The following is a 25,667-nucleotide window of genomic DNA, read 5'->3' as shown; positions in this document are numbered from 1 at the left end:
TCGGACAAGCTGCCCGAAGTTCAGACGCGGCACGCAAAAAGTCGACGCACCCAAGATCTCGTCTTGGGTGCATCGACTTTGTCATGGCCATGCGCCAACATGAACCAGCGTTTCCCGTCCCTGTGCTTGCCGTGGTTGGAGCCAGTAGCGTGACCAGGGTGCCCACCTGCTTCGACTGAATCGGCCGGAGCGGCTTCTGATAAGGAGCATCCCCGGTTCATCGCATCAGCGCAGCTCTGAAGTTTGCACACGGTCAGGGTTATCTCGCTGCTCCACATGATGGACCCCCGTTTCCCCACGTCAGGTCCCTCTCCACGAGGTGTCGCAGCTTCTTTTGCCATGGACAAAGGCAGGGACAAAGCACGGGCTCTGGTTACAACGGCTTGCTGAACTGCGATCCTGGCGGGTAATGGCCGTAATGCACTGCCGGTGACGCCAATCACCCCAGTGATCGTCGGCAAATGGAGCCAGTAGCCCGGCCGGTGATCCGTCGAGATCACCGGCCGGGTCGGAAGGTGGACCGTGCCTGCCACCCCGAAGAAACCGGGTGATCGCACCGGTATAGATGCCGCGCCGTCAACGGCTGCCGCACCCCTCCCCTTTGACATGACGCAAGCTTTTGTCCTGGTCGCCTTTTTGGCAGCCGCAGTTGTGCTCACGCTCATCGCGCACATGAACGTCGGCGACGTCTTGATTCTTCTCGGCGGTGCGGGAGGTATCGGCGCAGGGGTCCTCTTCTCTGTGCACATGAAGAGCCAGAGAAGCCCCCGGGCGGGCATGGGCCTATTCCGAAGGATCATCACGGCCGTCCTCAATCAGGACACTGCCGGTATGGGCGGTGGCAGCTGATGGGCGCTCTCCGCAGGGGGCGCCCCGAGGCCCCCGTGGTCACCACGGTCCCAGAACTCGCCGCGTTGGCCACCAAACTCAGGGAGATCCGATCGGGCGAGGGAAAGGGCGTCACCTACGCCGAGCTCGCCGAGCGGACTCTGTGGTCGAAATCCCAGCTTCAGCGGGCCACTTCGGGAAAAACCCTCCCCTCCCAGAGCCTGGTGCATGCCTTCCTCTTGGGCTGCGGAGCCTCGCGCGGCCAGGCGCGCACCGTCTCGGAGCTCCACGTGCGGGCTGCCGCCGGCGTCGCCCGGCAGGCAAAGACGGCCAAGGCCTCCAGCAGGGTCCCCAAGCCTCAATACGTACGCGACCGTGCCGACCTGAGTGGAGCCCTGCGTGATGCGTGGGCTCACGCGGGTCGGCCTACGGTCCGCTCCATGGCCCATAAGGCCGGGCCCTGGATCCTGCCCCACAGTTCCGCCCACCGCATCCTGCGCGGGCACGGTCTCCCCCATGACCTGAACCAGTACAAGGCGTTTCTGCATGCCTGCGACATCCCTGACGTTGACCTTGATCCCTGGTTCGCCGCCTGGGACAAGGCCCTCAGCCCTGTCGGCCTCGCGGCATAGAGTGCCCCACCCGCCAAAGAGCACGACCACGGCAGCCGGCGTCCCACACCGGTCGGCCAGGGCCGTGGGCGTGCCCGATGGCGGCGCCCCCACCCGCCGGGCTCCCGCCCGGGGTGCCTGCCGCACCACCATCTCCACAGGTTTTGACGCAGACACAGGTGAGTGCGCGGGGCAAGGAGGGGTGTTTCTCTCCCGCGGCGGCCTTGGACGGTGCGGTGATCGAGCAGCCGGCGCCCTCAACCATCGCCCGACAGGTGAATGCCCCCTGGGCCATGCCACGCAGCCTGCGCAACGCGAAGGCGAACCGTTCTATCGACGCTGTCCTCGCATCGGCCGGCTTCCCGCTGCGTTCCCCCTTGATCCCCTTGGGCACCGGATGATCGCTTGAGCGTCATGCCTGCGGCCCAGGTGACAGGCGCGAAAGCCGCCCGTCATCCCTCTCGTGGAAGCCGCTCCAGGCATCCCCTTCCACCGGAACCCGATTGTTTACCCCTCTGAACTGGGCTGATGAACAACGCCATGGCGCGGTGAAATCGGTGCCAGGCCGCCCCAGGCCCTCCAGCCCCGCCCCAGGGGTGCACGGAGGGCCAGGGGGGATCGCCCGGCCGGGCCGAGGGCACGGCCGGGCACCGGCACCCGCACAAGGCGCAGAACGGGCGCCTGGCGGACTGAGGGCGAGGCCGGACACAGCACTACAGACCGGCACCGGCGTCTGCCAGACGACCGCCTACACAAACACCAAGGAGTTCCACCATGCGAAACACGAAGTTCGGCCGGGGCGCGATCATGGCGCTGTCAGCCACCGCACTGGCTGCCGGCGGAATCCTGGCCACATCCGCTTCGGCCCCGGCACAGCCCTCCACGGAGCGCAGCGCCGCCGCAGCTCCCTCCGACTGCCCGAAGTACTACTTCTGTGGTTACAAGGACGCCAACTTCAAGCGTTTGGCGTTCAAGTTCAAGGACTGCTACATGCAGGAAATCCCCGACGGGCTCAACAGCGGCGGCTCCTGGTACAACAACCAGTCCGCAGGCACCAAGGCGAAGATGTACAACAAGAGCAAGCAGCTCATCTTCACCACAGCCGGAGCTCCCTCGTCCGACTCCCACGGCAACTGGGCTCCTGTCTGGTACGTCGATGCCTGCTGATCTAGCACCCAGCAGCTAGCGTCGGGCGCGCGTTGCGCGGCCTGTGCCCGGAACCCCGCTGGGGCGCCGGGCACAGGCCGCGCGCCGGGGCCGGTTCAGGCGGCTGCTTTGACCTCCCATGGCAGAGCACCCACTCCACCGGCCCCCTCAAGAGATCACAGCCCTCACCTGGATTCCCGCCCGAAGGCGCCACGGGCGAATGGATGCTGCTGGCCACGGTGGTCGCTCGCCACCCTCGGTATGGCCGCGATGCCGGATTTCGCTTGGGCGCGCAATGGTGCGTTCCCTCTGCCAGAGCCCACATCATGCGGGTTGCCCGGCGGGTCTCTGTGACGGGGCCACGCGCGGCACGACCGACTGGCACCAGCATCCGCTATCCGACCGCTGACCACACACCAGGAGTTCCACTATGCGAAGCACGAAGTTCGGCCGCGGAACGGCCATGGCGTTGTCAGCCACCGCGCTGGCCGCCGGCGCAGTCCTGGCCACGCCTGACTTAGCTCCAGCACAGCCGGCCACTCAAAACAGCACTACAGCGGCCCCAGCATCTTGTCCGCCGGGCTCCTTCTGTATTTACACGAAGGACCGAGTAGTCATATTCAAGGACTGCTACATGCAAGAGATCCCTGAGGGGCTCCACAGCGGCAGCTGGTTTAACAATCAGTCTCCGGGCACCAAAGCGAAGTTCTACAACAAGGCCGGTCAGCTCATCTACACCACACCCGGAGCGCCGTCCAAGGACATCTTCGGCAACTGGAGCATATTGAGGTTCATCGATCCCTGCTGAACGACGAGCCCGTACTGCTGAGCGAGGTCTCGTTGTGACAGCGCTGATCACAAATTCACCACCCCACTGGGCGTTTCGGTCTGACTCAGGGCAGGTACCCGCTGATGAGCAATTCGGCCCGCGTCGTGCACTGGTCCTGGTCGGCGTCCCCCCAGTGCTTGAAGGCCGTACGGAGGTAGCCCTCCCGGCGCTCGGTGGCGAGCAGCAAGGAGTGGGGGCGCCGGATGGCCGGAGCAGCCGATCCTCGACGCCAGCTGATCGGTTCCTGCGACAGCCGGGGGTGGCGGTCAGGTGATCGTGTACGCGCTGCCGGGGAAATCCCAGCCGTCGGTGCCTTCGCCGATGTCGTCACAGATGACGTAGTCGATGAAGTCGTCCTGGAAGGCATCGTCGTCGAGCTCACCCTCGCGCCACAGCGAGTCGATGGAGGCCCAGTGTCCGTTGCGCCCGTCGATGCGCAGGGGCGCGGTGCCCCTGGCGCCGCGGTCGCGTGCGTCGTCACCGGTTTTGACGACGCCCCGGATCTCGAACTGGTGCTCCTTGAAGGCCTGCGGGATGGGGCTGGCCTCGATGGTCGCGGCCGCTTCGTAGGCCTGGCGGATGATCTCGCGGTAGCTGCGGCGCACGGGGTACTCGTCGTCCGCCAGCCACTTCAGCAGGGTCTGGTGGGTGATACCGAGGCCGGCCCGTGAGAGTTCGGTGTAGCCGCGGTGGGTTTCGGTGAGGTGGACGAGTTGCGCGTGCCAGCCCTTGGCCCGGTAGGACTTCAGCCGTCCCCTGGGCTGGACGTGGTAGGCGGCCAGCAGGTTGTTGAGGGCGGCGCCCAGGGTGTCGCCTTGGCCCTGGGGCATCAGGTGTCACTTCCCTGCTCGTTTTTGACCTTGACCTCGCCGAAGCCGGTTCCCACTTTGTACTTGCCGGGCGCGGTGCCGTCCGGGGTCCAGAAGACCGCCTCGTCGACGTTGCGCAGGGCGATCAGCGTGTGGTTGTCCTGGACGGCGCCCCAGGCTGTGATCCAGTGGCGAACGGAGGCCTCGGCGACCACGCTCATGCGCCAGTCCGGGCGCCAGAAGGGCGAGTTGACGCGCTCGCCCTTGGGCCAGAGCAGACGCAGGGCGATGGACAGGCGTCGCTTGTACTCGATGTAGGGCTGGCCGGTCGTGATCAGCTCGGCGCGGGCGGTCCTGGCTGCCTGGTAGAAGGGCTTGAAAAGGGAGTTGTTCGCGCGTCCGGTCCAGGAGTCGTGGATGTGCAGCTGCCCGTCGAGGTGGCCCTGTCGGATCAGTTTTTCCAGGATCTCCATGTGGGGCGTGGTGACCCAGACCCGGCCCTGCTCGTCGGCACGGTCGGCCAGGCGCCCCAGGGGGTGCGGCATGTGCAGGTGCTTCCAGGCCGGTACGTCGATCTGGAAGACACCCGCCTGGTCCTTGTCACGGTGGTCCAGGGGGCCGGTGTGCAGGAGCTGGTTCGGTGCCAGGGTGACGGCCGAGCAGGCGGAGGGGTAGGAGCCGTTGCGGTCAATCGTGCACAGCTGCCCGGGACCGAACTGGTCGGGCGGCACGATGAGCTGGTGGCGTTTGCCGCCGCGGGTGCGCACGCTGTCCACATCCGGGTGCACCCAGCGGGGCTCGCCGTCCATGACTTCGTTGAACAGGGTCCAGGGTGGCTGATCTCGCTCGTCTTTACGGATCACCTGGATCGGGTGCATCTTCGACCGCCCGATGGCCTCCTTGAGGAGGCGCAGGGCGGGGAAGGGTGCATCGTCACCTTCGTCGTCCTCGTCACCGGGCTGCAGCTCCTGCCCCGACTGTTCGAGCTGCGGGGGCGCCTGGTCGGCTTGAGGGTTGGCGTCGGTGTGCTGGGTGGGCACAGCGGCGTGTGCTGCGGGTTCGGGGCTGGGCGAGGAGGGCGGTTGCTGCTGGGTCTGGTCGTGTTGCAGGGCGGTGGTGAAGTCGTCCAGTGCGGTGCGCAGGCGGTGGGCTGCGGGGTGGTCGGGAAGGTGCAGTTGTGCGTCGTGGGCCAGAGCTGCGGTGTAGGTGCGGCGTTCGGGCAGGGTGCCGATGTGCTGGTTGAGCACGCTGTCGCGGTGGTCCGACAGGATCTGGACGGTGCGGGGGTCCAGGCCTTTGAGTGCTCCGGAGGTGTAGGGCAGGGCGGCGTCGATCAGTTCCTGCTCTGCTGCGGCTAGCCGGTACGCGGCGTCGTCTTCCGGTGGGGCAGGGGTGGGATGGGGCGGTGCGTTGGTGAAGCGTGCGCGGCTCAGGTCGGGGCGCAGGGTCAGGGTGGTCTGCCCCAGGTCGCGTTCGGTGACGGTGACGGTGGCGGTGTCCGCGCCCGGGGCGAGGCTCAGGGTGAGGGTCACGTCGGCGTCCAGGCTGCGCACCGCGTCGGCGTCGTCGGTGTTGAGGACGGCCAGGACCGGTACCGACTGCTGGCGGGCCAGGTGCATCAGGGTGCGGACCGCGGCAGGCACCCGGGGGCCAGACAGCGGCAGGTGGGGGTCAGCGGCATGATGCAGGCGGTCCACGACGACCAGGGCCAAGTCGTCCGCATAGGGCGCGGACTCGGCGATCGCCTCGGCGGTCAGGCCTGCACCGTCATCGACCAGGAGCGGGGCCTGGGTCAGGTGTGCGCCGGCCTTCTCGGCAGCAGCTCGCTCGGGGGCGGTGAGCGTGCCCGCGCGCAGCTTGCGGTGCTCCGTCCCGGACTCGGCCGCGATGATCCACCGGGTCACATCGGCCGCGGTCAGGCCCGCGGCCGCATACAGGACGCCGCGCCCGTCGCTGAGTGCGGTGCGGCGCGCGGCGGCGAGGGCCAGCAGGCTGCCGCCCGCCCCGGGTGCGGCAGCCACGAGGGTCAGTCGGCCGGGCTGCAGGCCGCCGGTGGCCGCGTCCAGTTCCGCCAGACCGAAGGTACAGCCCGGCGCCGTGGGGGTGAGGATGTCACCTACTTGGTCCTTGAGGGATACCAGCTTGCGTGCGGGTCCGGCCGCCGGTGCCGAGGGCTTGTCGCTGTCCACCATGTCCTTCTTCGGGGTGTGGTTGTCGGGGCGGTTCAGGCCGGGCGGCCGAAGAGTTGGTGCGCCTGGTCGAGGCGCTGGGCCCGGTCAGCGGCGGCGGCGCGGGCTTCCTGGTCGGGGGCGGTGACAGTGTCCAGTTCGGCCTGGGCTGCGGCACGAAGGGCACTGGGCTTGGCATGCAGACCGGCGGCGCCAGAGATGTTCGGTGCCAGGTGCTGCAGCAGCTGTTCAACGCCGGCGCTGGCGGATTCGGCACGGGCCCCGGAGGTTTCTGCGGCGGCGCAGAGGCGGATCGTCAGGGTGAGGAAGTCGGTTCGGGCGGAGGTGTCTGCGACGATGCGCTGCTGCAGAGGCCAGGTGCTGAGCGTCAGCAGGGCCCTAGCTGGCGTGAGCCGGTCGGCGGTCAGCGCCGGGCAGATGTAGGTGCGGGCGGCCCGGGTAGCTGTATAGCTGGCTTCCTCATCTCTGCGCAGGCCGGTCATCTGCCGAGCGGGCAAGTCGCTGCCGTAGAAAGCCTGGTGGACAACCCGGATCATCTTTGGTGCAGCCGGGACGCCGATCAGGGTCAGAGTGTCGAGGACCTGCTCACGCAGTGGCCGCAGACCCCTCTGGCGACTGATGGGTGACTGACCCGCAACGTCCTGGCCGCCGGGAACGACCAGCGCGTCCCAAGCGGACTGCGTGGCATGCAGATCAACGCGCAGGGATTCAACCCGTCTGCGATCCCCATCGGCCCGTGCGGTGCGCATCGCACGACGCAGATAAACCATCTCCGTCTCGAGGGCTTCCAGGGCGTCTTCCACTCCGCCACCCTATCTCACTTAACGCAACTTTTCCTGTAATTTCTCTACTTTTGACAACGTCCACACCTAAGCTGCGCCCTCCTGCTGACCGTCGCGGCCTGCCACCCTGCCGATACACGCCGCCTTGGGTCAGTTCACAGCATGGTCAAGGAGAATGGGCCGCTCCGGTTGTCCGTACTATCGCCGTGTCAGGGCATCTGTGTACTGAATATTGCTGTCACCCCGCAGGCCCGGGCCCCAACCCCGGTCCCGGGAAGCACACATGTGCAGCAGGCTCTTCAACTCCGGCCCCAGGTCCGGGAAAGGTTGTGCGCCCCATGTCCGAGAACGTTTCCGCCACCGAACTGACATCGCAGTACACCGCTCAAGTCCGTGCCGACCTCGAACGCAACACCAAGGAGCAGCAGCGCCTCAGCGCGGAAATCGCCTCCCTGCAGGAGCAGTTGGCGGCCCACCAGCGTGACCACGCGGTGCTGGTCAGCATCCAGCAGGCGCTCGGCGAGGAGCCGGCCGCCCCGGAGCCGGCGGCCCCGCAGGAGCAGGCCGCGGTGCCCGCCCCCCGTACGAAGAAGAAGTCGCCCGGCTCCGCCGCGGCGGGCAAGCGGGCGCGGGTGACCACGAGCGCTCCGCAGCAGACGGCCGCGGGCAAGAGCGCCGGGAAGGGGGCCGCCAAGAGCTCCGGCAAGGAGTCCGGCAAGGCTGAGGCCGCCCAGCCCGCCAAGGCTGCCAAGCCGGCGCAGCCGACGCTGGTCGAGCTGATCCGCGGGCATCTCACCGAGCAGAGCGAGCCGCGCTCGGCGGCGGAGATCGCCACAGCCCTCGGCCAGGCCCACCCCGAGCGCAGCGTCAAGACGACCGTGGTGCGCACCACGCTCGAAGGGCTGGTGGCCAAGAGCCAGGCCCAGCGCAGCAAGCAGGGCTCGTCCGTGTTCTACACCGCCGCTGCGGCGCCGGTGCCCGCGCAGGCGGCACCGGCGCAGGCCGGGGAGCAGGACGGCAAGACGCAGGGCAGCAAGGCGCAGGGTGAGGAGCAGGCCGCGGCTGCCGGTGCATGACCTTGCTCTTGGCCTCACTGCGGCAGGCCGGTGCCGACCACAGTGCTGGGGCAGAGTGCCGCGCAGGCCTGGGGCAGCACCTGCGCATATACCAGATGACGCCCAAGGAGGAGCAGCGGCAGTTCAGCAACGATCTGCCGCTGGCTTTTCCTGGGGCTGCGCGAATCCTTGCGGCCAGACCTTGGGCATGGGGCCAACATGAGGCGCCATAGGCATGGAGAACCCCTCGCGGCGCCAAGACGCTGACCCCGGCGGGCATCTCCTGGGTGACGAGGTCGTCCCGGGGCTGAGCCGACGCCATCGAGTCAGCCTGATCAGGGTTCAGCAGCCGGTTTGGGTCACACTGAACAATCGGGCAGGAACAGTGGTGGTGGGGAGCGGGAGGGTCAAAGGGTGGGGCGTCCTGAGAAGTCGGTGGATCCCAACGAGGGTCCGGTGCAGCGGTTCGCATATGACTTGCGGAAACTGCGGCTGGAGGCGGGCGGTCCCACCTACCGGGAGATGGCCCGTAGAACCCACTACTCGGTGACCGCACTCTCCCAGGCGGCAGCCGGGGAGCAGCTGCCCAGCCTCGCGGTGGCGCTGGCCTATGTGGCGGCCTGTGGCGGAGATACCTTCGCGTGGAAGAAGCGGTGGGACGACGTGGCGGCGGAGGTGACCACCGCTCCCCGTGCCGCCGATGGTGAGGAACCGCCCTACCGGGGACTGGCTCGTTTCGAACCCGGGGATAGCGAGGTGTTCTTCGGACGTGAGCAGTTGGTGGACGACTTGGTCGAACTGCTCCGCATACACCGGTGCGCGGCCGTGCTCGGGCCGTCCGGCAGCGGCAAGTCCTCCTTGCTGCGTGCCGGCCTCGTCCCCCGCCTGCGCCGCTCCGAGCCGTCCGAACCGCGTCCGGCGGCTCTGCGCATCCTGACGCCGGGGGAGCATCCGGCGCGCACACACGCCGACAAACTGGAGCCCGCCGCTGGCGAGGGGGACACCTATGTGCTGGTGGACCAGTTCGAGGAGCTCTTCACCCTCTGCACCGACCCTGCGGAGCGGGAAGGGTTCATCCGCCGGCTGCTGGCCGCTGCGGAGCCCGGCAGCAGGCTTCGCGTGGTGCTGGGCGTGCGCGCCGACTTCTACGGCCACTGCCTGCATCACCCGCAGTTGGTGGACGTACTGAAGAACGCCGCCGTTCCGGTGGGGCCGATGGGACCGGCGGAGCTGAGGCAGGCGATCATCAAGCCCGCCGCCGCACGGAACACGATGGTGGAACGTGCCCTCACCGCACGCCTGGTGGACGAACTCGCCGACGAACCGGGCGGTCTGCCGCTGCTCTCCCACGCCCTGCTGGAAACCTGGCGCCGCCGCTCGGGAAGAATGCTGACGTTACGGGCATACGAGGCAGTCGGCGGTGTGCGCGGCGCTATCGCCCAGACCGCCGAGCATGTGTACGGATCTCTTTCCCCCGAGCGCGCCGAGCTGGCGCGGCTGGTCTTGCTGCGTCTGATCACCCCAGGCGAGGGCGCCCAGGACACCCGCCGCCCCGTGAGCCGCGCCGAGCTGGACTTCGCCCCTGAGGAGGAGATCAACGCCGTGGTGGGCGAGTTGGTCGGTGCCCGGCTGCTGACCGTGGACGACGGCACGGTGGATCTGGCTCACGAGGCCCTGATCACCGCCTGGCCCCGGCTGCGCGGCTGGATCGACGAGGCCCGTGAAAGCCTGCTGGTCCACCGGCGGCTGACCGACGCCGCCCACGCCTGGCACGAGCTCGGCCGGGAACCGGGCTCGCTGTATCGAGGGACACGGCTGGACGCGGCGAGCGAGCAGCTGGCGGACACCGAACTCACCGCGTTGGAGCGGGGCTTCCTCGACGCGGGCCGCGCCGCGCGCACCACCGAACTGCGGCGCCGACGCGGCCTGCTCGCCACTCTCGCTGTCCTGGTCGTCCTCGCCCTGGTCGCCGGCGTCACGGCCTGGCAGCAAAACCGCACCAGCGACCGCCGCCGCGTGGAGGCCGAAGCCAGACGCATCGCCGCGGTTGCGGACGCCATGCGGTTCGCCGACCCCGCGACAGCCATGCGGCTTTCCGCCGCCGCCTGGCGGCTCGCACCCACCCTGGAGAGCCGCTCGGCGCTGCTGAGCGCCATGGCCCAACCGGAGCAGGACGTCTTCCCCATCCCCGGCCTGGCTTTCGGCCCGGCGTTGAACCGGCTCACGGCGGACGGACGCACTGTGCTGTCCATCTCCGCGCGGCGCGTGGTGGTCTGGGACGTGCGCACCCAGCGGCGCACCGGCTCCTACCGGGGTCCGGGCCGAGCGCTGTCGGACATGGATCTCGAGCCGGACCTGGAGCCGAACTGGGACATCAGCCCCGACGGTCGACTGCTTGCCCTGCCCGCGAAGGAAGACGTGCGGCTGTGGGACGTACGAGCCAGCCGGGTGGTCGCCACCCTGCCCGTGGGCGCGGCGGTGTCGGCGCATTTCGGCGCGGACGGACGCCATCTGACGGTGGTCGGCCAGGACGGTGAGGAATTCCAGCGGACACAGGTGTGGGATCTGCGCGACCGACGGCGCCTGTCGAGTGTGCGCGCTCCTGTAGTGCAGGAGTACCCGACCAGTGTGAGCGCCGATGGCCGCGCCCTCGCACTGTGCCGGGGCCGCCATCATCTGGAGGTACGGGACCTCCGCACAGGGCGGGTCCATCACCTCTCGCGGGCCGCGAGCGCTGCCCGGGTCGCTTGCCCCGACCAGGACCGCTACGCCCCGGGAGTGTTCGCTCTACGGCCGGGCGGTGATGTGCTGGCGGCCGTGGACGACAACACGATCCGACGCTGGGTCGTGCGCACGGGCCGCGAACTGCCCCGCCTGGACCTCGAGGATGCAACCGCGGTGCGCTTCAGCGCGGACGGTACTTTTTTGGCCGCCACCACGGGCACGGACATCGTGCTGTGGCGGCACAGCGAGCCGGATCAGCCCGTCTTCCGCCACCAGCTCATCGGCGAGATGATCACCGAATTCTCCCTTGCCCCCGACGCCTCTGCTGTGCAGTACCTCCGGCGGACGGGCACCTCCGTCGCCTCACTCGACTTGCAACCGATCGTCCGCGCCGACTGGCGGAAACGTCCCTTCGAACAGGCCCACCTCGCCGGTGACAGTCGCACCGCGGCCGTCCTCTCGCGTGAGCCGGGCCAGGCCGGCGTCCGGCTGATCGACACCCGCAGCGGCCGGGCTCTCACCACCCTGCCCGAGCCCCCCTGCCCGCCGGACGTCGATGCTTCCGTCTCCGATACTGAGGAGGACCCTTCGGGCTGCTCGGAACTGATGGCGTTCAGCCCCGACGGCCGTCGTTTCGCCTACGTCAGAGTCTGGAGCAATACCCGGCAACGGCAGCGGATCACCGTGTGGGACACAACGAAACACCGCAAGGTAGCCGCCCTGGACGTCGGCCCGGCGGCGGTGAACGAGATCACTGGTCTGGCTTTCGACACCGAGGGGCACAGCCTGCTGATGGCGCGCGGCTCTGACACCTGGGCGCTGGAGCGCTGGGACCTGGGCACCGGCAGACGGACAGACACCCAGTCCGCCGGCTCCCATCTGGGCAGCAGCATTCAGTCGGGTGGCTCCGGAAGGATCCTGGCCGTACGCCCGGACGACGCTCTCGTTGTTTCCAGCGATGACGAAGTCATTGACCTGCGCGCGAGGCGCGTCCGTTCACTCGTGCTCAGCGACAGCGGCCTCCCCTTTGCCGGAGCGTTCAGCAAGGACGGCACCCGCTTCGCCGTCGGCGACGCCAGCGGGCGAGTCACCATATGGGATGGCGATGTGCGTCACCGTCTCAGCGTGTTCAACGGCGCCTACACAGGCGACCGCGAAAGCGCGCAGGACTCCGTAGTCGCGCTGGCCTTCTCCCCCGACGGCCGCACTCTCGCCGTGGTGGGCACCGGATCCGTCCAGCTGTGGGACGTCGCCTCGGGACGCTCCCTGGGCTCCCCCTTGCCCACCTCCGGCCAGTACATCTCCAGTGTCGCCTTCTCCGACGACGGCACCAGCCTGTACGCATCCGGCGCGCGAAACCCCGCCGAGCGGATCGACTTGGGCCCCGAGCGTCTTCTGCGCCGGGTCTGCGCGCGCGCCGGCTCCGGACTGTCACGGGCGGACTGGCAGACCTACCTGCCGGACCTCCCCTACCTCAGAACCTGTTGAGTGTTGCCGTCGGGTGCGCGAGCGCCCAGCCCACGCCGAGCGCCCGCGCGGACGGGGCGATGCAACGGGTTTCGGCGCGGGCAGGTAGGTCGGCGTTGCCGGACGGCCCTGGGTCGACAGTCGCCTGCGCGTGCGCCGGTCTGTTGCGCACTCCGCGTTTTCGGCGCGTGAGTACTGCGCGCAGGCAGTACTGGGGCGTTGGCGTGCACGAAGGCGCGGTTCGAGATCGATGCCGCCGGGCCGGCACGGAAGACGGCCCTACAGCTTTAGGACGACCGGGCGGCCGCCGGCCGGACTCGCCGCGCGAGCGAACGGGCCTGGGCCCTCTCCTGGCCTCGCGCCACAGCCAAACCGGCCCGCCTCTACAGCGGTTCCTCCTTGGAAGAACGCCCCAAGGAGGAACGCGGCGTCGCGCACCACCGGCCCGGTTGGGTGGTGGTACGGATACGTGAGCAACCGCTGCGACCGACCCGGCATCGCGATGTGGTCGTGCCACACCTGGCAGACCCGTTCACGGCCGCCAGCATCATTATCGAGCATCTGATGTCGCTGGCGTCGTGGCCCGACAACACCCGTCAGCGTGCGCGCACCTACAGCCAGGACGACCGCCGCCTGGGAACTGCACTGGCCCAACGTTTGATCAACGAGCGCCAGCCCGCTGCTTCACCGGCCAACGGATCAGAACGGCGAAAGACGGCCCACTCCTGGTGAGGGCGGCCGCCAGACAGGGTCGAGGATCATGGGCGTTGCGGGCCTGACCTCGTCCAAGACGTCCCAAAGGTTCTGGAACCAGGCCAAGTGGAAATTCGCCACCTGCCGGGTCGCCTTAGTGTGCGAACGCATGTCCCAGCTCACGAAGCGGACGTCGGCGTGTTTGATACCGAAGCCCGCCACGTCGAGGATGTAGTAGCGCCTGCCGCCTCGCTCGAAGGTGTCCCTCCAAACTCCGTACGCGCCGTAGATGACCCGCTCATCATTGAAGATGTAGAGCTGACTCTGAGGGCTATGCGGAGACTCTCGCACCTCGCATGCAATGGAGATTTGGGGTTGGCGCTGGCCTATCTCGTCCAGCAAGGCGCATAGGGCGCCCCAGTATTTGAGGGTGAACTCTTCGCGCATGCGCTCACGGTTCACGGGCGAGTCGTCGAAGTTGAGTTTACCCTCGGGCGCCGGGGCCAGGGCCCCGGGCAGATTCATCGGCGAGTTGAGATGCACTACGACGATGTGCAGCGTGATCTGCTTCGGGCGCAATGATCCGTCGGCGACCTCGATGAGGTGGTCCCGTACGATGTCGTGCAGCGTCTGCATCGTGAAGCCAGAGAAGAATATCCGCACGTGCCTAGCCTCGAAGGCCTCCCTGGCCAGTTTGCCGAGGTCGCTCACGGTGGGGAACACATCGACGCCGCAGGCAGCCTTCCGGTCCGCCGAGTCGCTGATCGTGCCGAACACGATCTCGGCGGCGCGTTGCACAAAGTACGGCCACTTAAGTCTGCTCATACCTGTGCATGTACCCAGGCACCCACTGCCCGACCGCGATGAACAGCCGTCGCGGCAGAGCTCGGCGTCACCGCCGACTCCGTCAACCGCTATCGGCACGGCGCCCGCAAGCACGCCCGCGCCGACGTCGCCGCGAAGATTGACCCCGCCGTACGGCAGCGGTGGTAGCCGCTGGTGCGCGAGCGCCGGCAGCGCCAGGCCACAACCACGAGCGGATCACCGTAGAGACCCGGGCCCGGTTCGGCTACACCGCGCCCATCGGCACGACCGACGACCGACGACGGACGGTTGGCGTGCTGCTGGTGACAGGTAGCGTGCTGATTTGGTGACAAGCACCGTGATCTATGGGGTGATTTGTTCCTCTGCGGCTTGCACGAAGTCCGTAATGGCCTGGTGGACTGCATCACTTCGGGATTCACGTTCCCGCTCGTCAGCTGCTCTATGGATGTATTTCACCTGACCCAGCGCGTCTTCAGCCAGCTGTACGAGGTCTGGATTGCGTGCGAGGAGGCGCACCCGAAATAGTTCTTGACGTGCGACGTAACGAAGGCGGTGATATTCGAGCCGCGCCGCGACGGCTTCAGGGCTGTCCGGAGACTCGTCGTGACGATGCCACCGATCGAGAGATCCACGCTGAAGGGTGGCTAGGGCGGCGGCGAAGGCGCTGTAGGCGGCAATGCGTTCTTGCAGGAACAAGTGTTCCCGAGCGAACGACTCTCCGCGCTGACTGATCCTCCGCTGAATGACATAGCTAAGCGCTACCCCCAGCAGCGTACCGATCACGGCGACAACGCTCGTGAGGATGCTGGCCATACCGCTAGGGCAACACGGCCTCTCGCAGTTTGAGAAGAGTGCACAGATCGGTCTTGGCGAGTACCGATGGTGATAGACGCGTGAGGATGCCCTTCTGGTGACAATTATCGCGCTTCGGCTCAAGATCCCGCTGCGCTGCGCGAGCAGGCCCAAGCCGTCGATGGTCAGGGCTATGCCGGATCTGATTCAGGCGTCGGGAGCCGGGTTGCGCCAGCTGAGTACGAGCCACGGTGCAGACGAGTATCCGCGCCCATGCCCCGGCAGCGCGCGGGGCGCGGATCGCGCATACCGACCATGGAAGGAATCAACGATGAACCCGGGCACCTACGCGCGCTTGTACGACTCTGCTCAGCCCGCACCCTCGCACCGGGCGCACGGGCCTTGCCGTGGCGGGCCGGGCAACAGGCCCGCCACGCGCGGCCGGTACGCGCTGATCGGACAGCCCGAGACCCTGGCCACGCTGGGCTCCGCAACGGCCGACAACTTCCCCACGGCACCCCTGGGGCCCGGGGAGTAGCCCCGGCCCGGTTCCGCCGGGTCCTCTCGTCCAGCACGTAGGAATAGGGACACCCCCAGTAATGGCGGCGTCCCGATTCCTATGCGGGCCTGATGACCACCCCCGGCTGCGTCCGTCGGCACCCAGCCCCCGAAGCGCTCCCCACGCACCGCCCGCGACAGCGCAGATGTTGCGGGCGCCGTGCGTGGTCGGGGCACCCCGATGCCCCGACCACGCACGGGTACGGCTGGTTCACCGGGCGAGGATCGCGCCGACCAGCGCGGCCATGATGGCCACGGCGCCGAACGCGGCGCCGAGCGGCTGGCTCCACGACGGGTGGCGGTGCACGACGTAGGCGGCGCCGGCCGCGAGCAGCAGCACGACGCCGCCCAGGAGCAGCGCGACAAGCAGAGCGAGCGTGGACACGAACGATTCCCCCTCGGGATTCGAGCACGTCCCCGGACGGGGCTCGTGGTGTGTTGTAGCTATGTCGCATTGGTCTGGTCACAGAGCAGGTGGGGCGCGGCAGGCACTGCGGCATGGCCGACTCTGGCCAGCCGAGATCTTGAATCCAATGGTTCTGATCTGCGGAAACACCCGCCCGGGCTCTGGATGCGTGTCGCCGGTCCTGTTGGACCCCTGGCGGACCTGAATATGGATGCCGCCGGTCCTGTAGGCGCCCAGGCGGACGACGGAGGCGTCGTTGCGGCGCTTTCATCCGGTCACCAGAAGCGACCGCCGCAGGAACAGCGCGGCATTGGCCACAGAGGCACTGTTGAGTCATGAACGCGTACACCGGACCGGAGTTCACCCCCTACCTAGGGGGTGCGAACCACAGGTCAGAGGCTTATGCACAGGTCAGGTCCGGTAACTGCCCGCCCGCCAAGGCGCTCCACAGGGCGCCGCGGAGGCGCTTCGCAGGGCGCCTCACCGGTACGGTGCGGCCCGGAGAACGCGCACGTCACGGGGCTTGGCCAAGGGGTGCCGGACGCGCCGACTGCTTCCCTGGGAGACCCCTGCGGGCAGTACCGGACCAGTTCCGCCGGGTCCCGGCGCTCCGCTTCGGGCCCGGGCAGCGGCACCGCCAAGACCACGCTCTGGTGCTCGCCGCCTCACACGCGCGCCTTGGGACCGCGCCAAGCCGGGGCGGTGAGGAAGAACTTCCCGGCCGGTCACAGCTCCGAGCAGTCCGGTGGAGCGCGGCCTTGCCGCCCTCGCCCAGTGGATCCAGCGCGAGGGCACTCACAAGGCAGTGCCGAGAGAACACGTCGAAACCGCCGCCGTCGACAGCCAGGAACACCAGCACAAACTCGGCGTATGGATCTCCAACACCAAGACCCGCCGCGAAAAACTCACCCACGACCAGCGCGCTGCACTCGCCGCACTGGGCATGGACTGGGCGGGCGTGGTGCCGGTCGTCGAGGCCGCCCCGGAACCGTCCGCACCGCAGCCCGTGCCACCGGCAGCCCCCGAAAAAGCAGCCGGTGCGGGAGCACCACGAGGAGTGTGACAAGGCGCTGCACGAAGGCGGGAACTACACCTGCTGGTCCATCGAGCGGTTCGGGCCGCCCTCCGAGCGGGAGGGCTACGGGGACGACTTCTGACCCCTCCCCCACCGCCGCGCGAGGCCCCGGGCCTGTCGAGGTCCGGGGCCTCGCGCGCCACGTCACCGCAGCTGAATTCCTCCCCGGCATCTGCTCACAGCTCAGGCGTCCGGCAAGAAGTAGTCCTCCAGGGTGAGAGCGGGCCCCGCAGCCACCGCCGCTTGGTAGGCCTCTTCCAGCAGCTGTACGAAGCGCTTCGACTTGCCGCTGCCGTGCGCTCCTTGGATCAGCCAAAGGGCCCTGGTGGAGGCGTAGTTGTTCTGCCCGACTTGGCCGCGCAGCATCCGATAAAGCTGATCATGCATCGCTGGATCCGGGATCATGCCGTTCAGGTATTCAGCGCGCCAGCTCACAATGATGGCGTTGTTGAAGGCCTGGAGCCGGTATTGCTCCTGGGTCATCGGAGTCACTGGTGGATCCCAGCAGATCAGCAGGGAAGGGTCTTCCACTGTATGCAGCAGCAGCTCACGGAGGGCTCCGCGATACCGATCATTGCTGTCCTTCTCCAAGGCTCGCGCCTGGAATATGAGTGACCAGACCACACCGAGCAGCGCGGCGCCGGAAAGAGGGATGGACAGAGCGGCATAGGTCTGACTGACGTTGCTCAACCGGTCCCAGTCTGTGCTCTCGGGGGCTGCCCAGTTGAGGAGGAAAGGCATTGCCGATCCTAGCCCGATCAGAGCTAATGCACTGCACGCCCAAGGCAGTCCGCGGATGATGTGCTGACGGATTTGCATGGATCCTCCTGGAGGTAATGGAGGAAGGTCCACCAAGCTGCGGCAGAGACGCGAATCCTGGGGTTGCGATTCTTGGAGTCGCGAACCCAGACCCCGGCTTCGTCTCGCCGCACTTCGACGCACGAAGCTCCGTCGCCGCTGGCACTCGTCCACTGCTGGATGCGCATGCGGGCACCTCCTGCTGTTGAGGCCATGGTGTCGGGCTACCAGCCGAGGACGCACTCATTCCGGGGTTTCGTGCTCAAGACGATGGAAAGCACCGAGGCGCCATCCGACTTCCGTGCCGGCTCCGCCGCCGGTCTGACGGCGGCGGAGGCGCGCCGGGCCGACCGACGCACAACTGGCTGAGCGCGCCCGGCCCCCAACCGCGGCCGCGCCGCCCACCCCTCCCGTCCCTTCTCGCCCACTCCAGCCACAGGACGTGGGCAGAGCGGTCGCAACGGGGATGTCAGCACGCCGACCACGGCGAACCCACGCGGTGAGCTGCACGAACACGGAGACGGCCCGTCGGATCGCGCAACAGTAGGCACAACCCCTGTCGCAACCCCGTGCTCCTGGTCGACCGAGGCGGCGGGTCACGCGGCCCGGAAGGCTCCCCGGACATGGGCCAGAACCGGCACACTCCCCCGCCACGCCGCCTACCTCCACCAACGCACCGTAGGCCGCATCGGAAGCCTCACCAGACTCATCCGCCAAGCAGCCATCACCGCCATCAGCGACGGCACCGAACGCATCACCAAAACCAGCCTCGAAGCAATCCGCCTGGACCACTCGCCGAAACCCACCACCACCCCACCCCGAACCAGCCCCCACCCCACCGGTAACCCCCGAGCTGCCCGACAACCTCCCAGCCCACAACGCGGTGACCAGCGAAAACACCTCTCACCCTTTACAGAGCAGAACTATCCGAGAGACACAGAAAAACTCTCAACGAAAACGGGAAAACCCCACGCCAGCAGGCCTACAGACCCCACAAGACCGCACCCACACAGTCTCAACCAACCCCGGAAACCCCAGCACAAGACACCACCTACCCCTCAACTACACCCCCACCAAACGACACCCGCACCAGGGCCTTCGAGGAGACGGAGGACGTCGTATCGGCTGTGCTGTCCGGCCCGGGGGTTCAGGCCGCGCGGGAGCGGGTGGAGGCGGCGGAGACGGAGCTCGGCCTGGAGCTGTGCGCGTCCCCACGCAATACGACCTGCGACTGCGCATGAAAGCCCTATAACTACACAAGAAGAATTTCAAGCCGGAAATTAAGCAATCAGGCCATTCGATTCATTGGATCATTAAATATGACGAATCGGGCGTCTTCTCGACTAGGCTGATGAGTGCCAGCCGGAGAATTTCTCTGACTGAGCAAAAGGGAAGGCGTACCTCATGCGCTCCACGCGCACCACCCTCGTTCCCCGTACGGTCTTGATCGCCGCGATCGCCGCGGCCGGCCTGGCCTTCACCCCCGCCCTCGCCTCGGCGACAGCCCCGGCCAAGACGAGCAGCACCAGCACAGCCCCCGGCTTCGGCATCCTCGGGCTCCCCGGCGCCAACGGCGCCAACGGCGTAGGCAGCAACGGCGGTGTCGGCGGTCTCGGCGGCACCGGGGGCGCGGCCGGCGCCAACGGCAACGGCGGTACCGGAGGTGCCGGAGGCAACGGCGACGGCAGCGCGAGCACCGGAGGCGCAGGTGGCACCGGCGGGGCCGGTGGCGCCAACGGCAACGGTGGCGCGGGCGGCTTCGGCGGCGCGGCCAAGCTCGGCGGCACGGGCGGCAAGGGCGGAGTCGGTGGCGTAGGCGATGCCGGCGCCGGTATCGCCGGCGGCAAGGGCGGCAACGGCGGCGCGTCCGTCGTCGGTGGCGGCCACACCGGCGGCAACGGCGGCGCAGGCGGCGCGGCCAGCCCGGTGTGCCCCGGCAAGCCCGGCGGCAACGGCACCGCAGCCACTCTCACAGCCGACGGCACCACCGGTGCCACAGGAGCAGCCGGCAAGACCACCCTCCCCTGCTGAACGGACTCCCGGGGAAACAACAGGCCCGTGACCCATCGGCTGTCAGGACCGGAGTACAGGCCCGACCGTGACAGAAAATCCAGGACACACTCAGGTGTCACGTGCCCGGTACGAGACACTGAGACGTGGTGAACGATTCACGAGAGCGCCCGGCTGGAAGACCTCCAGCCGGGCGCTCTCTCGTCCAAAAACTTCAACGGCCGGGGCGTACGGGTCAGGGATCTTGTCGGCGTCACAGCGGACGACGTGGACCATTTAGGGACTGAAGGGCTACGAGATCGCGCGCGAGCTGAATGTTTCCACCGGTCTGGTGCCCGTCCGGCTCAAGGAAGCCCGCTCAGCCGGTGTCGACCTCACCCGCTACGCCGCTGCCGGTGAAACCCACGTGGTTGCGGAGGTCTTAGCGGGCTCTGGTCCACTTGCTGTGGACGCGTACGCAGCGTGACTATCGATCTCATCGTGACGGTGGCTGAGATAGCCCGAAAATCGCCCGGCCGGTGTGCGGTGTGGTCGACAGTGCTGCGTCGTGAACGAAGTACGACCGCAACTCGAAGAGTTGCTGTTCTCCTCATCGGAGGACGTGGTGGTGGAGTCGGTCGAGACGACCGACATGGCCGTCCGGGTAGAGGCCCTGAGTACTGCCCGGCAGGCGACCTGTCCGGGCTGCGAGAACCTGTCAGGGCGAATAGATGGTTCCTATCTGCGGTTTCCTCGTGATCTGCTGGCGGCGGGCAAGTCCGTCGTAGTGGCATTGAGGGTGCGCCGGTTCGTCTGCCCGGAGAGCTCTTGTCCGCGCAAGACATTCGTCGAGCAGGTGCCGGGACTCACCCGCCGGTTCGGCCGACGGACGGAACGGCTGCGATCGACGCTCATCTCAGTCGGTCTCGCGCTCGCGGGCCGGGCCGGGGCTCGCATGACTGACGTCTTCGGGGCGCCCGCCAGCCGCAACACCCTGCTACGGCTGATCTCCTCGATCCCGGATCCGCCTATTGCCGCGCCCCGTGTGGTTGGGGTGGACGAATACGCCCAGTGCAAGGGACAGGTCTACGGGACCGTACTCGTCGACGTCGAGACACGTCGTCCGATCGACCTCCTGCCCGACCGGGAGGCGGACACCCTCGCGGCCTGGCTCGCCGAGCGACCCGGCATCGAGATCGTCTGCCGCGACCGCGCCCCCTTCTTCGCCGACGGCGCCACCCGCGGTGCCCCGCAGGCCATCCAAATGGCCGACCGGTGGCACCTCTGGCACAACCTGGGCGAAGCCGCCGAGAAATGCGTCCACCGGCATCGCGGCTGCCTGCGCCCTACGCCGGAACAGCCGGAGGAACCCCAGGAGGAGGTGGAGTCGGCTGCGTCATCGCCGTGGCCCACAGGACACCGCTTCGCCGAACGCACCCGCTCCAAGCACGCCACCATCCACGCGCTCCTCGCCGCCGGCCACAGCAAGCGGTCCGTCGCCCGCCAGCTCGGCATGACGCTCAACACGATCCTGCGCTTCTCCCGCGCCACCACTCCGGAGGAGATGTTCACCGGTCAGTGGCAAAACCGTCCCACCAGGCTCGACGCCTACAAGCCCTATCTCGATCAGCGTTGGCAGGAAGGCTGCACCAACGCCTGGAAACTGTGGGAGGAGATCAAGGAGCAAGGCTATCCCCGCGGTTACGCCTGCGTCCGCGCCTACGTCAGCAGGAACCTGCGCGGCAAGCCCCAACCGGTCGGAGCCCGGCCGCCATCGGCCCGCGCCGTCACACGCTGGCTTCTCACCCACCCCGACGCCCTCCCCGAAAGCGACCGGATCCAGCTCAAGGCCGTCCTGGCCAACTGTCCCGAACTCACGGCGCTTTCCGCGAGCACGTGCGCTCCTTCGGCCACATGGTCGCTCACCTTCAGGGCCATCAGTTGCCGACCTGGATCGAAGCAGCCACCGCCACTACCGACCTGCCCAGCCTCCGGCACTTCGCCCAACACCTCGAACGCGGCCTCGACGCCGTGACCGCGGGCCTCACGCTGCCCTGGAACTCCGGCGTCGTGGAAGACCATGTCAACCGGATCAAGATGCTCAAGCGGCAGATGTTCGGCCGCGCAGGATTCGAACTCCTCCGCAAACGGGTCCTGCTCTACGCATAGGACTCCAGATCAGGAGTCTTCCTCGACGAGGCCGAACCCTTCAGGGAAGCCCAGCAAGAAGTCGCGACGCGACGGATCGTTCTCCTGCGAAGCCATCGAACCGAGCAAATCCATGAACTCGCTTCGCTGATCATCCGACAGATGAGACATCAGAGCAGCGACACCCTCCAGGACCTTCACCGCGTCATCCGGGTCCATCTGCTCGTCCTCGCACCTTTCGACGAACCAGAGGACGTCGACCAGCGCCTCTGCCAGAGCACGGGTCAGCGACGGATACCCAGACACAGAACGACCTCCTCCACAGCGACTGACAGAGCACGGTCATCTCACCACACACCACTGACGTCACCGCCGGTGAGCTCTTCACAGCAAGTGGACCAGAGCCCTAACTGACGTTCACAGTCAACGGCCTTGCAAGTCGGGGATTCGACACGGCGCATCCACGAGCGCACGAGATCCGTCTCAGCATCGGACCGGAGGTGCCGTCGCCACTTACCACCCCACGGAATGCTCTGCGATCCGTTCTCCACGCCCATTGGCCCCCCTGAGTCCGGTGGTGTGCGCCCTCTTGCCGGCCGTGAAACTGACCGTGCCTGCGCTGACGCCCTTCAGCGGTCGATCGGGGGAATGCCGTCCAGGCCGCTCTCGGCGAGGATCTGTTGGACCGTGTCGTCCAAGGCGCTGGCCGCGTCGATGACGGTCTCCAGGCCGTCGGGGAGCAGGTCTTTGTCTCGGTACCAGTCGCGCAGGTGGCCCTCGTTGACGTGCGCGAGGTACTCGGCATCTGGTTTCGTCGCGTGCCGGAGCACCGTCTCCTCGAAGGGCACGTGGAGGTAGTAGCACCGTGTGACGCCCTGGTGGGCGCGCACCAGGGCCTGGAGCATCGTGCCGTAGCGGTCGGCGTACAGGATGCCTTCCAGGACGACGTGGAAGCCGTTGTCGAGGGCGTAGCGGGCGGTGAGGTCGATCAGGCCGATATTGGCACCGCCGGGCCGGTCGCGTTCGCGCAGCACGATCCGGCGGAGGTTGTCCTGGGCGACGATGGCGAGGTTGCGGCCGAACTTCTCGCGCAGGCCGGCTGCGACGGACGACTTGCCCGAGGCGCTGTTGCCGCGGAGCACGATGAGGCGCGTGTCGCTGGTCCCCGCGGTGCCGTGCGCGGCCTCAGTCACCCGCGGCTCACCTGGATTCGGTTGTTGTGGAAGTGCTCCCAGTCCATGACCAGGCGGAAGCGGCGGTGGGCTTCCAGGCGCTCCGCGTCGGCTGGCGCCTCGCCGCGCTGGACACGGGCATCGCCGGATTTCACGAGTTCCGCAAGGGCGAGCCGGACGTCGTCGACGTCCTGGCCCGTGGCTGCCGCCAGCCGGTCCAGGGAGGTGAGGGTCTCTGCCGGTTCACCCAGATCGTTGACCAGATGGTCGATGAGGGTGTCCAGGAGCGGGCCGGTGTGCATCATCCAGCGGATTTCGTCGAGGCGCTGGTTGAGTTCGGGGTCCAGGGGCAGCAGGTCGCCGGGCAGCGGCAGCACGGCGCATGGACCATCGGGTGCCGTCCGGCGTCTCTGCGCAGCGGGCCAGGCCCCACGACAGGTAGAGCTCGGACAGGTCCCGCACGGTGGTGGGCACCGGGAAGCCGGCTGTCGTCAGCATGGTGCTGAACTGCTCCCAGCGGACCGCCTCGCATGCCTCGCGGCCCTCGGGCGCGTCCTCGTAGTCCCATTCCTCATCGGGCCAGGAGAAGGTGAGGGAACTGTCGAGGTCGCCGCCGATCATGTCCCAGCGGCCGTCGAAGATCTCTTGCAGGAGGTCGTCCAGGGAGCCGGTGAAACCGGGCTGGCACGCCGTCCCGATCAGCATGGTCAGCGGGAAGCCCTGACGGGGCAGGACGTACTCCCAGCCCGACACCCACCAGTCGTTGTGCATCGCCAGGTCCCGGCGCGGGCCGGACACAGACGCCTTCTCAGTCATCCGCAGCTCTTCCTCGAAAACACCTCGATGCCCGCAGCGTACGCAGTGAGACGGGGCAGATTCTCACGGACGCGCCACCCACACCTGGTGGTCGGGCGCGACGTGCAGTCCTTCGCGCACGCGGCCGCGCAGGACGCCGACGCGGGTTCGGCCCTCCACGACCTGCAGCCCGCTGCCCGACGGGTCCAGGAAGCACCGGTCGATCAGGAGCGGCGGGCGTAGCCACGTCCCGTGCTCTTCCCAGTGCAGGCCGACTTCGCGGGGGCGGACGTCGACCCAGTGCACCGGGTTCTTGGCGTACTCCTCGATGCAGCCGTCGTCGGAGGCTCCGGTCGGCATCCCGTGGAAGTCCGCGGCCGGGATCGTCTCGAGCCGCCAGGTGATCTCGCGCAGGTCGATGCTGCCGTAGTCGGTTACGAAGTGGTCGTTGTCGCCGAAGTCGTAGAGGAACTGTTCCAGGACGTCGTCTGGCCACTGAAGCGGGGCCACGGCCGGGTCGATGCGGAAGCGGTCGTAGCCGTAGCTGAGACCGCCGGTTCGGCGGCGCTTCATCAGGGGGCTGAGGTCTTTCAGCTTCATGCCGTCAGGTGTACCGCAGACTCTGGACGACCTGGAGTTCGTGGGAGGGCCCGCGCATCCGCCTCAGCCGGTGAGCAACCGGGAACCAGCAGTAGGGCCGGACAGGGTGATTCTGTCCGGCCCCGCTGTCGTCGGTCAGCGGATGCGTGTGACCGAGACGGTGGCGTACCGGGTGGTGCCGGCCTCTACCTCCACGACCGGGCCCTGGGTGGTGGTGTACCGCTCGCCGTCGTCGGTGTGGGCGCGCTGCCCGGGCCCGGCCGCGGCGATGGAGCGGGCGACCGCCGCGGCGAGCGGCGCGGTCAGGGCGCGTGACAGCACCCGGCGCCCGTCCGGCAGCCGTACGGCCGCGCGGTGCGGGCGGGTGGCGGGCCCGACGTAGCCGATGACGTCCGCGTCCACCGTTTCCGCGTGCCGGAGCTTGGCCCAGATCCGCCCGGCCAGGTACACACTCATTGCCCGCTTGGCGACCACACCCTCCAGACCCTACGCGGGCAGGTGCTCGTACCAGGCGAGCGCGACGTCTGGGGCGTCGCTCGCCGGCGTCGCCTGGATCGGCGGCGGCACCCCGTCAAGCACCTCCATGAGCGCGGCCCTTCTCTCCGTATACGGCCGTCCGCGCAGGTCGACGCCGTCCGCCTGGAGGCAGTCCCACACGACGTAGTTCGCCGGGTACTCCGCTGCGAGGGCGGCCGCACGCTGCGCGGTGGCGTTGCCGCGGGCATGCGCGGCCGAGAAGGACAACCGGCCCTGAACCCACACGACCGCCTCACCGTCCAAGACCGTCCCGGGGCGCAGCACCGGCAGGCTCGTGCCCCGCGCTCAACCGCCTTGGCCTCCCTACAGTTGGTCTCCCCTGCTGGGTGCTTCCGGGGGATGCATCCCGCCACCGTCCTTGCTGTCCACTTCGCAGGTGCGCGGGTCGTAGGACTGGTCATTGGGAATCAACAGCACTGCGTCAACCTGCTCAGGGTGCTCGACGTCGAGCCAGTCGTCGCCCGTGAGGGGATCGTCCGCCGGACCGAACGCCTGGGACGAGGAAACCGTCTGACACCCCAACGCCACACGCTCCTTGTCGACCGCGCAGGCGTCCACCGCGGGATCGGAATATTCATTGGTGCCGTCGAAGCGGAAGCGGAAGTGGACCTGGTCACCGTCGGAGGGCACCTGCGGGTGGGGTTCAGGGCGCCAGTCAACGACCGCGACGGTGACGCCGAGAGGCTTCCCATCCGTGTCCACGACCTGCACCCTGACACCAGCCTTACCGCGCTCCGCCATCGTGTCGGTGCAGCCCAGGGAAGAGCAGCCGGACAGGGCGACAACCACCAGCGGGGCAACGGCGAATACCCGTGCAGGTAACACTGGATGACCTCCGG

General features: G+C 68.0%; 25 protein-coding genes and 2 pseudogenes. 11 read left to right on the top strand and 16 right to left on the bottom strand.

The genetic code is table 11. The features are described from left to right. Positions 1–522: 522 nt before the first annotated feature. The 4 genes from ACZ7LU_RS38220 to ACZ7LU_RS38205 all read left to right on the top strand — a co-directional run bounded on the left by ACZ7LU_RS38220 (position 523) and on the right by ACZ7LU_RS38205 (position 3,393). Positions 523–849, top strand: a complete 327-nt coding sequence (locus ACZ7LU_RS38220) for a hypothetical protein (protein WP_471919430.1) — start codon at positions 523–525, stop codon at positions 847–849. 35 nt (positions 850–884) lie between these two features. Further along, complete coding sequence (locus tag ACZ7LU_RS38215) at positions 885–1,460, top strand: helix-turn-helix domain-containing protein (protein WP_471919429.1); 576 nt, start codon at positions 885–887, stop codon at positions 1,458–1,460. A 753-nt stretch (positions 1,461–2,213) separates the two neighbouring features. Continuing rightward, positions 2,214–2,606, top strand: a complete 393-nt coding sequence (locus tag ACZ7LU_RS38210) for a hypothetical protein (RefSeq protein ID WP_468317557.1) — start codon at positions 2,214–2,216, stop codon at positions 2,604–2,606. A 409-nt stretch (positions 2,607–3,015) separates the two neighbouring features. Beyond that, positions 3,016–3,393 carry a hypothetical protein gene (locus tag ACZ7LU_RS38205; protein WP_471919428.1) on the top strand — a complete coding sequence of 126 codons (378 nt, stop codon included), beginning with the start codon at positions 3,016–3,018 and terminating at the stop codon, positions 3,391–3,393. A gap of 85 nt (positions 3,394–3,478) precedes the next feature. Here the strand turns inward: ACZ7LU_RS38205 and ACZ7LU_RS38200 are convergent, their stop codons facing one another. From ACZ7LU_RS38200 to ACZ7LU_RS38185, 4 genes are all read right to left on the bottom strand, one after another. Continuing rightward, the gene (locus tag ACZ7LU_RS38200) at positions 3,479–3,601 is read right to left on the bottom strand and encodes a hypothetical protein (protein ID WP_471919427.1); all 123 of its coding nucleotides are present in this window, start codon (positions 3,599–3,601) and stop codon (positions 3,479–3,481) included. 79 nt (positions 3,602–3,680) lie between these two features. Continuing rightward, complete coding sequence (locus ACZ7LU_RS38195) at positions 3,681–4,244, bottom strand: hypothetical protein (RefSeq protein WP_471919426.1); 564 nt, start codon at positions 4,242–4,244, stop codon at positions 3,681–3,683. Beyond that, complete coding sequence (locus tag ACZ7LU_RS38190; RefSeq protein ID WP_471919425.1) at positions 4,244–6,415, bottom strand: DnaB-like helicase C-terminal domain-containing protein; 2,172 nt, start codon at positions 6,413–6,415, stop codon at positions 4,244–4,246. Before ACZ7LU_RS38190 ends, ACZ7LU_RS38195 begins: the two co-directional genes overlap by 1 nt. A gap of 32 nt (positions 6,416–6,447) precedes the next feature. Continuing rightward, positions 6,448–7,215, bottom strand: coding sequence for a hypothetical protein (locus ACZ7LU_RS38185; protein ID WP_471919424.1), 768 nt, complete (start codon positions 7,213–7,215; stop codon positions 6,448–6,450). A gap of 317 nt (positions 7,216–7,532) precedes the next feature. Here ACZ7LU_RS38185 and ACZ7LU_RS38180 point away from each other — a divergent pair, with 317 nt between their 5' ends. The 3 genes from ACZ7LU_RS38180 (at position 7,533) to ACZ7LU_RS38170 (ending at position 13,172) form a co-directional block, all read left to right on the top strand. Next, positions 7,533–8,270 carry a hypothetical protein gene (locus ACZ7LU_RS38180; protein ID WP_471919423.1) on the top strand — a complete coding sequence of 246 codons (738 nt, stop codon included), beginning with the start codon at positions 7,533–7,535 and terminating at the stop codon, positions 8,268–8,270. Positions 8,271–8,705: 435 nt separating this feature from the next. Continuing rightward, on the top strand, positions 8,706–12,461 hold the full coding sequence (locus ACZ7LU_RS38175) for a WD40 repeat domain-containing protein (protein ID WP_471919422.1): 3,756 nt from the start codon (positions 8,706–8,708) through the stop codon (positions 12,459–12,461). A gap of 378 nt (positions 12,462–12,839) precedes the next feature. Continuing rightward, positions 12,840–13,172: a hypothetical protein gene (locus ACZ7LU_RS38170; protein WP_471919421.1), complete on the top strand. Its 333-nt coding sequence runs from the start codon at positions 12,840–12,842 to the stop codon at positions 13,170–13,172. On the opposite strand, the gene ACZ7LU_RS38165 is transcribed toward ACZ7LU_RS38170, so the two are convergent. Next, positions 13,140–13,958 (bottom strand): hypothetical protein, encoded by an 819-nt coding sequence (locus tag ACZ7LU_RS38165; RefSeq protein WP_471919420.1) that lies wholly within the window; start codon positions 13,956–13,958, stop codon positions 13,140–13,142. The genes ACZ7LU_RS38170 and ACZ7LU_RS38165 overlap by 33 nt on opposite strands. A gap of 45 nt (positions 13,959–14,003) precedes the next feature. On the opposite strand from ACZ7LU_RS38165, the pseudogene tpg reads away from it, so the two are divergent. Continuing rightward, positions 14,004–14,239, top strand: a pseudogene (gene tpg, locus ACZ7LU_RS38160) (telomere-protecting terminal protein Tpg); the annotation flags it as partial. A gap of 61 nt (positions 14,240–14,300) precedes the next feature. Here tpg and ACZ7LU_RS38155 read toward each other — a convergent pair. After that, a complete protein-coding gene (locus ACZ7LU_RS38155; RefSeq protein ID WP_471919419.1) occupies positions 14,301–14,771 on the bottom strand; it encodes a hypothetical protein in 471 nt (156 codons plus the stop codon). Positions 14,772–15,519: 748 nt separating this feature from the next. Continuing rightward, positions 15,520–15,693 (bottom strand): hypothetical protein, encoded by a 174-nt coding sequence (locus ACZ7LU_RS38150; protein WP_471919418.1) that lies wholly within the window; start codon positions 15,691–15,693, stop codon positions 15,520–15,522. Positions 15,694–16,459: 766 nt separating this feature from the next. On the opposite strand from ACZ7LU_RS38150, the gene ACZ7LU_RS38145 reads away from it, so the two are divergent. Then, on the top strand, positions 16,460–16,777 hold the full coding sequence (locus ACZ7LU_RS38145; RefSeq protein ID WP_471919417.1) for a helicase associated domain-containing protein: 318 nt from the start codon (positions 16,460–16,462) through the stop codon (positions 16,775–16,777). Between the two features lie 195 nt (positions 16,778–16,972). Here the strand turns inward: ACZ7LU_RS38145 and ACZ7LU_RS38140 are convergent, their stop codons facing one another. Continuing rightward, on the bottom strand, positions 16,973–17,608 hold the full coding sequence (locus tag ACZ7LU_RS38140; RefSeq protein ID WP_471919416.1) for a DUF6082 family protein: 636 nt from the start codon (positions 17,606–17,608) through the stop codon (positions 16,973–16,975). Then, the gene (locus ACZ7LU_RS38135; protein WP_471919415.1) at positions 17,554–17,775 is read right to left on the bottom strand and encodes a DUF397 domain-containing protein; all 222 of its coding nucleotides are present in this window, start codon (positions 17,773–17,775) and stop codon (positions 17,554–17,556) included. The genes ACZ7LU_RS38140 and ACZ7LU_RS38135 overlap by 55 nt, the downstream gene beginning before the upstream one ends. 1,216 nt (positions 17,776–18,991) lie before the next feature. On the opposite strand from ACZ7LU_RS38135, the gene ACZ7LU_RS38130 reads away from it, so the two are divergent. Both ACZ7LU_RS38130 and ACZ7LU_RS38125 read left to right on the top strand, forming a co-directional pair. Next, positions 18,992–19,618 carry a hypothetical protein gene (locus ACZ7LU_RS38130; RefSeq protein ID WP_471919414.1) on the top strand — a complete coding sequence of 209 codons (627 nt, stop codon included), beginning with the start codon at positions 18,992–18,994 and terminating at the stop codon, positions 19,616–19,618. Positions 19,619–20,144: 526 nt separating this feature from the next. Beyond that, positions 20,145–21,611: an ISL3 family transposase gene (locus ACZ7LU_RS38125; protein ID WP_471919413.1), complete on the top strand. Its 1,467-nt coding sequence runs from the start codon at positions 20,145–20,147 to the stop codon at positions 21,609–21,611. Between the two features lie 143 nt (positions 21,612–21,754). Here ACZ7LU_RS38125 and ACZ7LU_RS38120 read toward each other — a convergent pair whose 3' ends face one another. From ACZ7LU_RS38120 to ACZ7LU_RS38090, 7 genes and pseudogenes are all read right to left on the bottom strand, one after another. Continuing rightward, positions 21,755–22,030 (bottom strand): hypothetical protein, encoded by a 276-nt coding sequence (locus ACZ7LU_RS38120; RefSeq protein ID WP_471220867.1) that lies wholly within the window; start codon positions 22,028–22,030, stop codon positions 21,755–21,757. A gap of 323 nt (positions 22,031–22,353) precedes the next feature. After that, positions 22,354–22,917: an AAA family ATPase gene (locus ACZ7LU_RS38115; protein WP_471919412.1), complete on the bottom strand. Its 564-nt coding sequence runs from the start codon at positions 22,915–22,917 to the stop codon at positions 22,354–22,356. Continuing rightward, positions 22,914–23,667, bottom strand: a pseudogene (locus tag ACZ7LU_RS38110) (DUF6042 family protein). The gene ACZ7LU_RS38115 and the pseudogene ACZ7LU_RS38110 overlap by 4 nt, the downstream one beginning before the upstream one ends. Before the next feature lie 108 nt (positions 23,668–23,775). Continuing rightward, positions 23,776–24,291: a hypothetical protein gene (locus ACZ7LU_RS38105; RefSeq protein ID WP_471919411.1), complete on the bottom strand. Its 516-nt coding sequence runs from the start codon at positions 24,289–24,291 to the stop codon at positions 23,776–23,778. Between the two features lie 135 nt (positions 24,292–24,426). Beyond that, a complete protein-coding gene (locus ACZ7LU_RS38100; protein ID WP_471919410.1) occupies positions 24,427–24,747 on the bottom strand; it encodes a hypothetical protein in 321 nt (106 codons plus the stop codon). Positions 24,748–24,777: 30 nt separating this feature from the next. After that, complete coding sequence (locus ACZ7LU_RS38095) at positions 24,778–25,092, bottom strand: ATP-dependent DNA ligase (RefSeq protein ID WP_471919409.1); 315 nt, start codon at positions 25,090–25,092, stop codon at positions 24,778–24,780. A 39-nt stretch (positions 25,093–25,131) separates the two neighbouring features. Next, positions 25,132–25,653, bottom strand: a complete 522-nt coding sequence (locus ACZ7LU_RS38090; RefSeq protein WP_471220880.1) for a hypothetical protein — start codon at positions 25,651–25,653, stop codon at positions 25,132–25,134. Positions 25,654–25,667 lie beyond the last annotated feature (14 nt).

It is taken from the genome of Streptomyces sp. NPDC039462, from assembly GCF_055639375.1.
Note: the sequence above shows the minus strand (reverse complement) of the source record. Positions and strands in the feature narration are given on the sequence as shown.